This is a genomic window from Pseudidiomarina sp., assembly GCF_048268165.1.
Taxonomy (GTDB): Bacteria; Pseudomonadota; Gammaproteobacteria; order Enterobacterales; family Alteromonadaceae; genus Pseudidiomarina.
This window is the reverse complement of record NZ_JBLWWA010000001.1, coordinates 1074157-1087806: the sequence shown is the minus strand read 5'-3', so window position 1 is coordinate 1087806 and position 13650 is coordinate 1074157. Positions and strand designations below refer to the sequence as shown.

General features: G+C 48.9%; 11 protein-coding genes and 1 tRNA gene. 9 read left to right on the top strand and 3 right to left on the bottom strand.

Features of this window, described 5'->3' with window-relative positions; all coding sequences use genetic code 11:
* Positions 1 to 8: 8 nt before the first annotated feature.
* Together ACN0UY_RS05270 and ACN0UY_RS05265 are read left to right on the top strand one after the other, a co-directional pair.
* On the top strand, positions 9 to 1577 hold the full coding sequence (locus tag ACN0UY_RS05270) for a sulfotransferase (protein WP_417665664.1): 1569 nt from the start codon (positions 9 to 11) through the stop codon (positions 1575 to 1577).
* Between the two features lie 17 nt (positions 1578 to 1594).
* Positions 1595 to 3073 carry a sulfotransferase gene (locus tag ACN0UY_RS05265; protein WP_417665663.1) on the top strand — a complete coding sequence of 493 codons (1479 nt, stop codon included), beginning with the start codon at positions 1595 to 1597 and terminating at the stop codon, positions 3071 to 3073.
* Between the two features lie 8 nt (positions 3074 to 3081).
* Here the strand turns inward: ACN0UY_RS05265 and ACN0UY_RS05260 are convergent, their stop codons facing one another.
* From ACN0UY_RS05260 to rpsT, 3 genes are all read right to left on the bottom strand, one after another.
* Positions 3082 to 4695, bottom strand: a complete 1614-nt coding sequence (locus ACN0UY_RS05260) for a tetratricopeptide repeat protein (RefSeq protein ID WP_417665662.1) — start codon at positions 4693 to 4695, stop codon at positions 3082 to 3084.
* Between the two features lie 91 nt (positions 4696 to 4786).
* A tRNA-Arg gene (locus ACN0UY_RS05255) sits at positions 4787 to 4863 on the bottom strand.
* An 81-nt stretch (positions 4864 to 4944) separates the two neighbouring features.
* Positions 4945 to 5205, bottom strand: coding sequence for a 30S ribosomal protein S20 (rpsT, locus tag ACN0UY_RS05250; protein ID WP_128351236.1), 261 nt, complete (start codon positions 5203 to 5205; stop codon positions 4945 to 4947).
* A gap of 152 nt (positions 5206 to 5357) precedes the next feature.
* Here rpsT and ACN0UY_RS05245 point away from each other — a divergent pair, with 152 nt between their 5' ends.
* The 7 genes from ACN0UY_RS05245 (at position 5358) to fkpB (ending at position 13563) form a co-directional block, all read left to right on the top strand.
* On the top strand, positions 5358 to 5717 hold the full coding sequence (locus ACN0UY_RS05245; protein WP_417665661.1) for a four helix bundle protein: 360 nt from the start codon (positions 5358 to 5360) through the stop codon (positions 5715 to 5717).
* Between the two features lie 50 nt (positions 5718 to 5767).
* The gene (gene murJ / locus ACN0UY_RS05240) at positions 5768 to 7309 is read left to right on the top strand and encodes a murein biosynthesis integral membrane protein MurJ (RefSeq protein ID WP_417665660.1); all 1542 of its coding nucleotides are present in this window, start codon (positions 5768 to 5770) and stop codon (positions 7307 to 7309) included.
* Positions 7310 to 7398: 89 nt separating this feature from the next.
* Positions 7399 to 8451 (top strand): alpha/beta fold hydrolase, encoded by a 1053-nt coding sequence (locus tag ACN0UY_RS05235; RefSeq protein ID WP_417665659.1) that lies wholly within the window; start codon positions 7399 to 7401, stop codon positions 8449 to 8451.
* A 258-nt stretch (positions 8452 to 8709) separates the two neighbouring features.
* Positions 8710 to 9642, top strand: coding sequence for a bifunctional riboflavin kinase/FAD synthetase (gene ribF, locus ACN0UY_RS05230; protein WP_417665915.1), 933 nt, complete (start codon positions 8710 to 8712; stop codon positions 9640 to 9642).
* A gap of 126 nt (positions 9643 to 9768) precedes the next feature.
* The gene (gene ileS / locus ACN0UY_RS05225; protein ID WP_417665658.1) at positions 9769 to 12621 is read left to right on the top strand and encodes an isoleucine--tRNA ligase; all 2853 of its coding nucleotides are present in this window, start codon (positions 9769 to 9771) and stop codon (positions 12619 to 12621) included.
* 7 nt (positions 12622 to 12628) lie between these two features.
* Complete coding sequence (gene lspA / locus ACN0UY_RS05220) at positions 12629 to 13126, top strand: signal peptidase II (RefSeq protein ID WP_417665914.1); 498 nt, start codon at positions 12629 to 12631, stop codon at positions 13124 to 13126.
* Positions 13123 to 13563 (top strand): FKBP-type peptidyl-prolyl cis-trans isomerase, encoded by a 441-nt coding sequence (gene fkpB, locus ACN0UY_RS05215; protein ID WP_128351229.1) that lies wholly within the window; start codon positions 13123 to 13125, stop codon positions 13561 to 13563. The genes lspA and fkpB overlap by 4 nt, the downstream gene beginning before the upstream one ends.
* Positions 13564 to 13650: the final 87 nt, after the last annotated feature.

The window sequence follows — 13650 nt, the reverse complement described above, 5'->3', positions numbered from 1 at the left end:
TAAGTAACATGAGTGAGCAGTCATCGGTAACCGATATTCAAACCATTACAAAATACGTATCCACATTAGTGAAAGACGGACAGCACCAAGCGGCACGCGACTACATTGACGATGCGGTTGGCAAAGCACCAGATTCGGCTGCATTACTTCATTTGGCTGCGCAGGTATGTAACCGGCAAGGCGACCTGCAGGGCGCGTTGGCCTATCTAAACCGCGCTATTAAAGCAATGCCAGAACAAATCGTATTCCACATTGACCGGTTGTACGTGCTTGATCGCTTGAATGAGCGTAAACAGCTGGCCACTGCGCTAGAAGCTGCAACCAAGCTCGCGCAAGACAATAAACAATACCAACAACAGCTCGCGCGTTTTTATACGCAGCTGGACCAGCCTGCGAAGGCCTTGGCGATTATTGAAGGCCTGCTTAAACAGCATTTAGACGACGTTATATTGGCCTTTGATGAAGGGCTGAACCGATGGTTCTTGGGTGATTCCAAGGCCGCTGAGAAAATAATTAAGAAAGTTTGTGATAACGAGCAAGCGCCGAGCATGGCACATTACGTGCTTGCACTGCTGCGTAAACAAACCAAAACGCGTAACCATATTGATGCGTTAAAAGAACGGGCGCGCGCTGACCAAGTGGCCGATACGCCGTTATGGTTCGCCTTGGCAAAAGAGTATGACGATCTTGGTGAGCATGAGCTGGCATTTGATGCCGCAACCAAGGGCAATGCACTGCAGAAAAAAATCACGCCATATAACGAAGCGCCGGAGCTTGATGCGTTGCAACAACTCACTCAAGTTGCTAAAACGTGGAACGCGCAAGGGCGCGGCAACAAGAAGACTGCGGTAACCCCGGTATTTGTAGTGAGTATGCCAAATAGCGGTGCAACCTTGATTGAGCGCTATTTAGCGGCGCACCCGAAGGTAAAATCATTGGGTGAGTTCGCTGATTTCCCGTTACTACTTAATGAAGCCATAGCGAGCTACTTAGCAGAACACAGCGTGGCGACACGCGAGCAAGCGCTACAAAATTTGAACTACACCGACCTTGGCAAAGCTTATTTAGCTAAAGTTTTAGAAGTTGCCGATGGCCACGAGTTTGTTGTTGATAAACTGCCATTTAATTTCTTGTACAGCGGCTTAATTAAAAAGGCGTTGCCGACTGCGAAAATCATTCACGTGCAACGTGATGCATTGGACACCTGTTGGTCAATCTATCGCACGCTGTTCAGCGATCGTTATGCTTACGCGTATGATCAAGCCGAACTGGGCCGTTATCATGGGCAGTACCAAGCGTTAATGAATGCCTGGCAGGCAACACTGGGTGATGAAATGCTGAGCGTCGATTATGAAGCCATGGTCAGTGACAGTGCTGCAACCCAACAAAAATTGCTTAAGTTTTGTGGCTTAACCGCTGACCCTGCGCAAGATGACTACGTAAGCATTGCTACCAGCGTTACTACAGCGCGCGGCGAGCCTATGAATCAGAAGGTGTATGCTAAAGCTAAAGGCCGTGCTAGCGCCTATTCTAAGCACTTGGTGCCGTTAGTTGACGCCATGGCTGAGCTTAAATAGCTGTTGGGGTTAAAGCAGTGACACCGCAGGGCATAAAGACACAACTGGAACGCCTTTGTCAGCAGTTGGTTGAGCAGCCGAATAACCTTGGCCTGCTTGACCAAGCTGCGGCTTTGGCAAGCCAACTGAAGATGCCGGAACAAGCTGCAGAGCTTTACCGTACCTATGTACACCACCATCAGCAGCATGCTGGTGCGCAGTTCAACTGCGGCTATTATTTGCGTGTTGCGGGGCGTTATGCAGAGGCGATTGACCACTATCAGCAGGCCCTCGCCTTGGGTATCAGCCACCCGGAAGAAGTACACACCAACATTGGTGTTATTTATAACGAAGGTTTGTTGGATAACCACCAAGCACAGCAAGCTTTTTTGCAGGCGCTAAAAATTGCGCCGAACTATGTGCCTGCTTTGTATAACCTCGCAAACAGTTATGAGCAAGATGGCGACAAACAGCAAGCCGCGCACTATTTCAATGAAGTGATAAAACGCCAACCTGATTATGCCATGGCCTATGTGCGGCTGGCAGATGTACAGAAAGCAGAATCTAACGATGATGCATTGATTCGTCAGTTGCAAAATTTTTTGGAAAGCGGCAAGCAGCCCCTCAATGAGCGCATTGATATTGCGTTTGCGTTAGGCAAGCTGCACGACGATTGCGGCAGCTACGACTTAGCCTGGCAATTCTATCAGCAGGCCAATACGTGGAATGCGACCACCATGCCAGCATGGGACGTCGCAGAACAAGAGGCTTTGCTTCGAACCATTACAGAGCATTATGCGGCTTCAGTTACGGCGGCAGGTGGAGCGAGCCAACCCAAACCGTTGTTTATTTGCGGCATGTTTCGCTCAGGCTCTACTTTGTTGGAGCAAATGTTGGGCGCTCATGATGCGATAACCAACGGCGGCGAATTGGAGTTTTTCCCCCGCCTTTGGCAGCAAGTGAAACGCGAAGGCATAGGTGCCTTTAGCCAGCGTACGACCGTACAAGACTATGCGGCGATAGGGCAGGACTACCTTGAATTCGTGCAGCAACGCTTCGGCCAAGACGGTTGGGTGACAGACAAACGCCCTGACAATATTTGGTTGTTGGGTCTTATAAAACAGGCGTTACCTGATGCGAAGTTTTTAGTCACCCGTCGGCAGCTTATGGACAATTGTTTGTCGGTGTATTTCACCCGTTTGGGTGCGTCAATGAATTACGCCAATAGTATTGAGCACATTCAAGCGTTCTTAGCACTCGAGCAGCAGTTGCTCGCGCACTGGCAACAGGTGTTTGGCGATGACTTGCAGGTGGTGGACTATGATGCCTTGGTGGCGGCCCCCGAAACCGAGTTAGGCCGCGTGTTCAAGTGGCTGAAACTACCTTGGCAAGAACAATGCTTGGCGTTTCACCAACGCACTAACGCCGTACGCACGGCCAGTGTTTGGCAAGTGCGACAACCTCTTTATAAGTCGTCGTCCGGTCGCTGGCGAAACTACCAAAAATTTCTAAAGTAAGTAAGCACTTACCATGCTGGCGAGATATCGCAAGGTGCTGTCATACGAATGCCATCACCTTGGAATGGCACCGTGCCGTGAAAGAAGTAGCTCGGGAAGAAGACGCAATAACCCACCTTCGGACAAACCGCATGCACCTTCGGTTTCACATTTGGTAACGGCATGCCCGGATCACCAAATTGAATCCAACCGGCCTTATTCGCGTCATCAGGTTGCACCTGCGGCGGCAACTGAATATAGGTACAGCATGATATCCAACCTTCCGGGTGCACATGATTGGAGTGGAAGCCCTTCTCGGCTAAGCGTACCGACCACGCCCCAGTAAACCGTGTACCTTGGCTTTTACGTTGCAGAAATGGATGGCTCGAACTGTTGGGTAGGCCGCTAACATACTGTGCTGCCGCTGCCTCAATCATGGCTTCAAATTCGGCAATGATAGGAAGCTTTTGGGCAAACAAGTTGCCGACCGTTTGCGTGCCGTGACGCACACTTTGATCCAGTGGCTGTTGCTGGGTTTTGTGTAAGCCTTTTAGCGCTTGTGCCAGCTCAGCCATGAATTGTTCTGTGTTGGCATATGCCTGGGGCGCTTGCAGTGGAATGATTTTGACGAATTGGTCGTAATTATTTAACGCATCGGCTTCTGCACGCCCTAACGCATGCAAGCAAAGTGCTTTATAGGCCAAGGCTTCCTGGCTGTGCGGGTGAAATTTTTCTACCGCTTTTAAATTTTGTAGGGCAGTTTCGTATTCACCCAAGCGCATCATGGTGGTGGCGTAATCAATTCGATGGCGCAATACATCAGGCTGCAGTTTAAGCGCCTGCTCGTATGCAGCCACTGCGTCGTCGAGTCGCTCTAAGCGCATGAACGCCGAGCCTTTTAAGTGATGAAACTCGGCCCCATCGGGCAGATCTTTGAGTGTTTCTTCGCAGGATTCCAGGCATGCCTGCGGCTGGTTCGACATTAGCAAATGTGCCGCTAAGCTATAGCGTAATTCACGTGACTGGGGTAATCTTTCGAGCGCTTTGGTAATCGAGGTCAGAAATTTTTCCTGCGGGCCATGTTCCCAATACAATTTATTCAGGGCAATATGCGCGTCAATGTAATCCGGAATCTGGCTGACAAGATTCTGCAATATCGCTTCCGTTTGCTCGTATTGGGCCAGGTCGTAATGAATGCAGGCTAAGTAGTAATCCACTATTGGCAAAGGCTTGGCAAGCTTAAGCCGTGCCTTTTCAATAGCCTCTAGTGCCCCGTCTGTTAAACCCATCGTGCGATACAGCTGAGCCTGCAATAAGTAGGGTTCAAATTGTTCCGGCTGTTGTTCACGCAGTGTGTCGCATTCAGCTTGCGCGCCCGCAAAGTTGCCCTGCTGGATATAAAGCGAAATTAAACTTTTGCGCGAAGGCGCATGGCTGGAATTATGTCTAAGTGCGGTTTGTAAGTAGTCAGCCGCAGCTTTAGGTTGATGTTGATTCTGTAAACACAGCGCTAGAATATGCAGTACATCAGGGTGCTTTGCGTTAAACCGCAATAGATGACGGAACTGTTGTTCCGCTGAGCTAAACTGCCCGGCCCGAAACGAAGCAACAGCTTGCTGGAATAACTTCTGGATATCAGCCATAACGATACTTTTTTATTATTATTGTCTGGTTTTTGTACCAGAGTGCGATGAACTAATCAAGTATTGCGATGAACTGCGGGATTGTGTGGTTTGGCGTCCCCGGCAGGAGTCGAACCTGCGACCTGCCCCTTAGGAGGGGGCTGCTCTATCCAGCTGAGCTACGGGGACCTTTCGGTGATTACAAGTTTTATATCATAGGCACAAAAAAACCAGCCGCAGCTGGTTTTTTCAATCAAACGCGGCTGTGTATTACAGCGCGTTGATTTTTGCGTTCAAACGGCTCTTATGACGAGCAGCTTTGTTTTTACCGATAAGACCTTTTGTTGCGTAACGATCCATAATCGGTTGAAGGCCAGTAAATGCCTGCTGAGCAGCCGCTTTATCGCCTGCTTCAATTGCAGCAGTTACTTTCTTCAACAAGGTACGCATCATTGAGCGACGGCTCGCGTTGTGGCGACGGTTTTTTTCCGCTTGAACCGCACGCTTTTTAGCAGACTTAATGTTAGCCAAGGTGAACTCCTAAAATTCGTTATCTAAATGCAATGGTTTATTAGGGCGGGGAATATGCCTGTTTTTGCCCTTAAAGTCAAGTCCGATATTAGCTATTAGCCATTAGATATTAGAAAAACCAGGCTAAGATTATGCGTGACATGGAGGTGGTTATGTTTAAAGATTTGAAAGTTTACCAATCAGCAATGGACTTGTGTGTATCAATCTATAAGATAACAGACAGTTACCCAAATCATGAGCTATTTGGCCTAGTGAGTCAAATGCGCAGAGCTGTTGTTTCGATTCCGAGCAATTTAGCTGAAGGGGCTGGTAGAGGTTCATATAGAGACCAATTGCGATTTTATTATATTGCTCGTGGTTCCTTAGCTGAACTCGAAACTCAGTTAGAAATAAGTTTTCGCTTAGGTTATGTCCAGGGTAGGTTGCATAAAGAAACTCGTTTTGTGTATCGGTTGCTCAATGGTTTAATAAGTGCAACCAAGAAAATGATAGTTGTAGATTCAAATAACTAGGTTTTACTAATATCTAATGGCTAATATCTAATATCGCGCTCGGGGCTCTCTTGTCAAAATCACTTGCAAAATCCGGCATTATCGTAAGCTTCATGACGCTGATCTCGCGCGTTATGGGGTTGGTGCGTGATGTGGTCATTGCTAATTTGATGGGGGCAGGGGCTGCGGCGGATGTGTTCTTTTTCGCCAATAAAATTCCGAATTTCTTGCGCCGCTTGTTTGCTGAAGGCGCTTTTGCGCAGGCTTTTGTGCCGGTGCTAACCGAGTACAAGCAGGGGCAGAGTATTGAGGCGCAGCGGCTGCTGATAGCGCGTGTGGCGGGTACGCTGGGCACCTTAGTGACAATCGTCACCTTAATTGGTGTGATTGCTTCGCCGGTGGTGGCGGCGATGTTTGGTACGGGCTGGTTTCTGGATTGGTATCACGATGGGCCGCAAGGGCATAAGTTTGTGCTGGCCTCTGATTTACTGCGCATTACCTTTCCTTACTTGTGGTTTATTACCTTTACGGCGTTAGCCGGCGCGATTTTAAATACCATCGGTAAGTTTGCGGTGGCTGCGTTTACCCCAGTATTTTTGAATATTGCCATTATTGTTTTTGCAATTTGGGTGGCGCCGCAATTGGAACAGCCTGAATATGCACTCGCATGGGGTGTGTTTGTGGGTGGTGCGGTTCAGTTTTTGTTCCAGATTCCTTTTTTAAAGCGCGCGGGGCTGTTGGTTTGGCCACGGTGGGGGTGGCGTGATCCTGGCGTGACGAAGATTCGCACCCTGATGATTCCCGCGCTGTTTGGGGTGTCGGTGAGCCAAATTAACCTGCTCTTTGATACTTTTATTGCTTCGTTTTTAATGAGCGGTTCGATTAGCTGGCTGTATTACTCTGATCGGCTGTTGGAGTTTCCACTTGGGCTATTTGGCATTGCCATTGCGACGGTTATTTTACCCGCCCTGAGTTCGCGCCATGTGGATAAGTCACCGGATGAATTCAGTAAAACACTGGACTGGGGCATTCGTACTGTTGTGCTGCTGGGTTTACCGGCTATGTGCGGTTTGATTGTGCTGGCGGAACCTATGCTCATGGTGCTGTTTATGCGTGGTGAGTTCACCCCTGAAGATGCGCGCTTAGCTTCGTATAGTTTATTCGCGTACGGTTCTGGCTTATTGAGTTTTATGTTAGTGAAAGTGCTGGCAACGGGCTTTTATTCACGCCAAGACACCAAGCGCCCAGTGAAGTACGGCATTATTGCCATGGTTACCAACATGGTGTTTAACGTAATTTTCGCGATTCCATATGGTTACGTTGGCCTCGCGATTGCGACCTCGCTTTCTGCTGCGGTTAATGCAGGCTTGTTGGGGTACAATCTTTGGCGCGACGGCGTACTCAAACGTTACCCCGGAACTTTAACTTATCTCACAAAAGTAGCGCTTGCTGTGGCGACGATGGTCGCGGTCGTGCTGTATCTGGTGCCGTCACGTTCGTGGTGGCTAACTGCGGAATTCATTGATCGGGTGTGGCAGTTGGCGATGTTAATTGGCGCAGGCGCAGGGACGTATTTGCTCTCCCTCTTTTTCCTTCGCGTGAAGATCCGCTAATCGTTATTGGTTATTCGTTATTGGTTATTGAAAAAAGACCAGAGCAATAATAATTGCTGAGGCCCAGAATTGAGTGAGAGGGAACTGACATGAGGCAGGTCATAAACATAGTCATGGCATTTACGTTGGTGCTTGCGCTGTTTGGTTGCCAGCAACCGAATCGTCATCGTGACGCATCGGCAGAACAACCGGAACTGCCAGAGCATTCGCGTTTAGTCGAAACTTCCGCAGGGCAATTTCATGTTCGCGCGATGGGGCGTGACAACTCCGGGCCTGCAGTTGTTTTGTTAGCAGGCCCTAATCACAATTATCACAGTGACAGCGCTTGGTTTGCTGCGTTGCAACCGCTATTAGCAGAGCAGTATCGCGTGTACAGTATTGATCGCCTTGGCAATGCTTTTAGTAGCAACAGTGATGATTTGTCCTACCGTCGTTTTGCCGACGATTTGGCACAAGTGCTGCAGCAACTCAACGAACCTCAATTGGCCGTAGTCGCTTTTGCTAGCGCGAGTATTAGTGCGCGTTGGTTCTATGAGCTCCATGGCGAGCAATTTGATATTGACGCCATGTTGTATATTGACCCGGATATTCCATTAGCACACTCATTGAGCTTGTATCAGGGGTATCCGGCTGACTGGTATCGAGACAATTTAGCGACGCTACTACCGCATTTAGCTGCTGGTAATTGGTCAGAGCGAACCAAAGACAAACTCGATGCGGAATATCAACAGATCAAGCAGTGGGCTAGTGAATATGGTATCGCAATCGACTGGAATTACTTGGAGCAAATAATGCAGCAACGCATGCTGATTTCGCACCAGCAAGCCAGAGCTCGTGAAATTGCCGCATACATTTCTGATTTAGAAAGCTACGCGACTCTGCCCATGATAACCGCTATACCAGTAAGTGTGATTGACAGTGATTTTGAGCAAAAAGACATTGCTGCTGCGGCTGATGATGATGCTGATGCTGAACTATTGACGGCGTTGCAAAAATGGCAGCAGGAAGGAAGTGCTTGGAGTGCCGAGCAAGCTTCAGTATCGAACGGCCAGTATATTCCCCTAAGCGGCAGTGATCACATGGTTCCGCTGCAACAACCGCAAGTTATCCAACAGGCATTAGAGTGGCTACTTAGCCAGTAGCTCTGTCGCTCTTGTTACTTCGAATAACCAATAACGAATAACGAAGATGGTAAATCACAGTGCCGCGTTATTTATCGATACCACGATCAAGTGACTGTGCTTCTGTTTATCCGAACTCGGCAAAACCTGCGAGATCAGTTGTTGAATCTGGTATTAATGACACCTTAGTGTCTGGTTAGCTTTTGGCTAGCCTGTTATAATCGCCGCTTTGTTAATCACTCGACTCACGACACGTAACGACAGGTTTGCTAAGCATTGATGCAACTGATTCGCGGAATTCATAATATTCGCCCCAAGCACCGTGGGTGTGTACTGACTATCGGTAACTTTGATGGCGTGCATTTAGGCCATCAAGCGGTACTTGCGCAGGTGAAAACGCAAGCTTTGGCGCGTGGCGTTCCGGCAACGGTGATGACCTTTGAGCCGCAGCCACAAGAACTGTTTCAGCCAGAAAGAGCACCCGCGCGTTTAACCAACTTTCGCGAAAAGCATATGGCGCTTCGGGCGCAAGGCATTGACCGACACGTAGTGATTGAGTTTAATCGTAAGTTCGCCAACTTGCCGGCACGGGAATTTATTGAAAAAGTGCTGGTTGAACAGCTTGGTGTGCAGTTTTTGGTGGTTGGCGATGATTTTCGCTTTGGCCACGGCCGCGAAGGTGACTTCGCAATGTTGCAGCGAGCTGGAGCTGAGCTAGGCTTTGAAGTGGTTGATACGCACAGTTACCGGCAGCAACAACAGCGGGTTAGCAGTACCGCCATTCGGCAAGCTTTAACTGCTGGGGACTTTACCCAAGCGGCGGCAATGTTGGGTCGGCCCTATGCATTTGAAGGCAGGGTAGTGCATGGCGAGAAAAAAGGCCGTACTATTGGCTTTCCAACCGCAAATATCCAGTTAAAGCGCTTGCATTCACCCCTACAAGGCGTGTTTGCTGTAACAGTCGAAACTGCGGACGGAAATAAGCATGCTGGCGTGGCAAATGTTGGCCGTAGGCCCACGTTGAACGGCGAGCGGATGCAACTGGAAGTGCATATTTTTGATTATACTGGTGACTTGTATGGTCGGCAGTTGAAGGTAATACCAACGCAGTTTATTCGCGGTGAACAGAAGTTCGCCGATTTCGCGCAGCTGAAACAACAAATCGAAGCCGACGCTGAAAAGGCAAAGGCGATATTAGCTATTGGATATTAGAGCTGATGTATCGGGTATTTATGTTTTGTCTAATATCAAATATCCAATAGCTAATATCCTATTCGCATTCAAACATTGAAATAAGTCATGGGGCAAGTAACTCCCCCGAAAAAGGAACCAACAAAAATGACCGACTACAAACACACGCTGAATCTGCCGGAAACTGAGTTTCCGATGCGCGGTAATCTTGCGCAGCGTGAGCCGCAGATGTTGAAACAGTGGTACGCGGATGACGTGTACGGCTTGATTCGCGAAGCGAAGGCGGGTAAGCCGGTGTTTATTTTGCATGACGGCCCTCCGTATGCGAACGGTGATATTCACATTGGTCACGCGGTTAATAAAATTCTAAAAGATATGATTGTGAAGGCGAAAACCCTGGGTGGGTTTGATGCACCGTATGTTCCAGGCTGGGATTGCCACGGGCTTCCGATTGAATTGCAAGTTGAGAAAAAGCACGGCAAACCGGGCAAAAAGCTCACCGTTGCTGAGTTTCGTCAGAAGTGCCGCGAGTATGCGTTGACGCAAGTTGACGGCCAGCGTGAAGACTTTAAACGTTTAGGCGTGTTTGGTGATTGGGATAACCCTTACCTGACCATGAATCCGCAGCAGGAAGCTGATAGTATTCGCGCGCTTGGCAAAATCATTGCCAACGGGCACATGCAGCAAGGCTTTAAGCCAGTGCATTGGTGTACCGATTGTGGTTCGGCTTTGGCTGAAGCTGAAGTTGAGTATCAAGATAAACGTTCGCCAGCCATTGATGTTGGTTTTACTGCAGTAAACGAAGCTGAGTTGGTGGCCAAGTTTGATCATCCGCATGACCATGCCGGTGAAGGTGAGGTGATGGTGGTGGTTTGGACCACGACACCATGGACTATTCCTGCGAACCGCGCTATTTCACTGCATCCGAGCTTGGACTATACCTTGGTACAGGTAGAAGCTACCGATGAGAAGCCTGCGCACCGTTTGATCGTTGCCGACGAATTGGTGACCTCATCAATGGAACGTTGGGGTATCTCGGACTATCACAAGTTAGGTTTCGCGAAAGGTGAAGCGCTGGAAAACTTGAAAGTGAATCATCCGTTGTTTGCGGACATTCAAGTGCCACTCATCTTGGGCGAACACGTTACCACCGAGTCGGGCACGGGTTGTGTGCATACCGCTCCAGGGCATGGTGTGGATGACTTTATTGTGGGGCAGCGTTACGGCATTGAAGTTTATAACCCTGTTGGCGACAACGGTGTGTATAAAGACGACACGCCGATGTTTGCTGGCCAGCATGTGATGAAGGCCAACCCAAACATTGTTGATGCGTTGCAAGAAGCAGGGCGTTTGGTGCATCACGAAGCATACAATCACTCGTATCCGCATTGCTGGCGCCATAAAACGCCAATTATTTTCCGTGCAACGCCGCAGTGGTTTATCAGCATGGATAAAAAGCATTTACGTGCCACCGCGCTGGAACAAATTAAGCAAGTGCGCTGGGTACCTGAGTGGGGCCAAAGCCGCATTGAAAGCATGGTTGATGGGCGCCCAGACTGGTGTATTTCGCGTCAGCGCACTTGGGGTAATCCAATTGCTGTATTTGTGCGCCGTGATAACGATGAGTTGCACCCACGCACGCTGGAACTCATGGAAGAAGTAGCCAAACGCGTTGAAAAGGGTGGTGTCCAGGCTTGGTTCGATTTAGAGCCTGAAGAGCTGTTAGGCGATGAAGCGAAAGATTATCGCAAGGTAACCGACACCTTAGATGTGTGGTTCGACTCGGGTGTGACCCATGAAGCCGTATTGAACAAAACGCCGGGTCTGCGATGGCCTGCGGATTTGTATCTTGAAGGGTCAGATCAGCACCGTGGTTGGTTCCAATCTTCATTGCTAACCGGTGTTGCGATGTATCAGCAAGCGCCTTATAAGCAAGTGCTTACGCATGGCTTCACCGTGGACGGACAAGGCCGGAAAATGTCGAAGTCTATCGGCAACGTTATTGCTCCGCTGGAAGTTATGAACAAACTTGGCGGTGATATTCTGCGCTTATGGGTTGCGGCGACCGACTACTCCGGTGAAATGACCGTTTCTGATGAAATTTTAAAACGTGCGGCCGACAGCTATCGTCGTATTCGTAATACATCGCGCTTCTTATTAGCGAATATTAACGAATTTGAGCCGAGCAAACACGCTGTAGCGCCTGCCGATATGGTGGCAATCGATAAATGGATTGTGGCGCGCGCGGTGAGCTTGCAACAAGAAATTTTATCGGCGTTGGATGACTATCAGTTCCACGTAGTGGTGCAAAAACTCATGCACTTCTGCTCAATTGAATTGGGTAGTTTTTATCTTGACGTGATCAAAGATCGCCAATACACCGCTAAGCAAGACAGTGTTGCGCGTCGCTCGTGTCAGACTGCCTTATACCATATCGCTGAAATGTTAGTGCGCTGGTTAGCGCCAATCTGTAGCTTTACGGCCCAAGAAATTTGGGACGCATTGCCCAAACAGTTGTCTGACGGTGGAACACGCACCAAATATGTGTTCACGGAAAGCTGGTACTTAGACGCCGAGCACATCAGTGTGAGCCCAGCCGATAACGAGCTGTGGCAAACTATTTTAGAAGTGCGCGATGAAGTAAACCGTACCTTGGAACAAGCCCGTCGTGACGATGCGATTGGCGGTTCATTGCAGGCAGAAGTAACTGTTTATGCGGTTGATGATATCGCCGCGCAATTGAAGAGCTTGGGCGAAGAACTGCGGTTTGCCTTTATTACCTCCGCTGTGTCAGTAGAAACCGTCACCGAAGCCCCCGTGGGCGCGGTTGCGACTGAGCTCAAAGGTGTTTGGGTGAAAGTGGCTAAGTCGGACCATGCCAAATGTGACCGTTGTTGGCATCACCGTGCCGAAGTTGGCACCATTGCTGAGCATCCAACCTTGTGTTCACGCTGCGTGACCAATGTGGATGGGGCCGGAGAGGAGCGTCGCTTTGCCTAAATCAACTGTGGAATTGAAGAAGCGTGTGAGTGGGCTACGATTTTTGTGGCTGACTTTCATTCTTATTGTGCTGGATCAATTTACCAAGCAATGGGTAATTCGCGTATTCGATTTATACGAAAGCATTGAGGTAATGCCGTATTTAAATCTGACCTATGTGCGTAACATGGGCGCCGCGTTCAGCTTCTTGAGCGATCAAGGTGGCTGGCAGCGTTGGTTATTTACATTTTTCGCGATTGCCATCAGTGTGGTTCTACTCATCTGGTTACGTCGCAACCCGGTGAGCTTGTGGCGTCAGAATACAGCATTTGCGTTGATTCTTGCGGGTGCCATCGGAAACGTTATTGATCGTATTATGTACGGTTATGTGATTGATTTTCTTGATGTGTATGTAAATGATTGGCACTGGCCGGCATTTAATGTGGCCGATATGGCAATTACTATCGGTGCGGTATTAATGTTACTAGAGGCGTTTTTTGAACAACGCCAGGAGCCTCAAGCATGATCAGTCGTCTCCCGATCGAACACGGTCGCGAAGTGGTTTTGCATTTTACGATAAAACTTACCGATGATTCCGTTGCAGACAGCACCAAAATGTCTGGTAAACCGGCGAAATTTCGGATGGGCGATGGCTCATTAACAGAGAATTTTGAAGCCTGTTTGGTTGGTTTAAAAGCAGGCGATGACCGCGAGTTTGAGCTGGCGCCGGAAGATGCGTTTGGCATGCCGAACAAAGACAACTACTATCAGGTAGACACCACAAAGTTTGGCCAGGAGCGGCCTGCGGTAGGGCAAATATTTACCTTTCCGCAACCTGATGGCACGGAGTTGCCAGGCATTGTGCGGGCTATCAATGATCAGTTTGTGACCATTGATTTCAATCATCCGCTAGCGGGGCAGCGGGTGCGCTTCGCGGTTGAAATTATTGAGGTAAACCCTTAGGAAAACGAAAACGATATTAGCTATTGGATATTAGATATTAGCTCGAAAATATCGGCTTTTTCCAATATCTAATATCTAATATCCAAT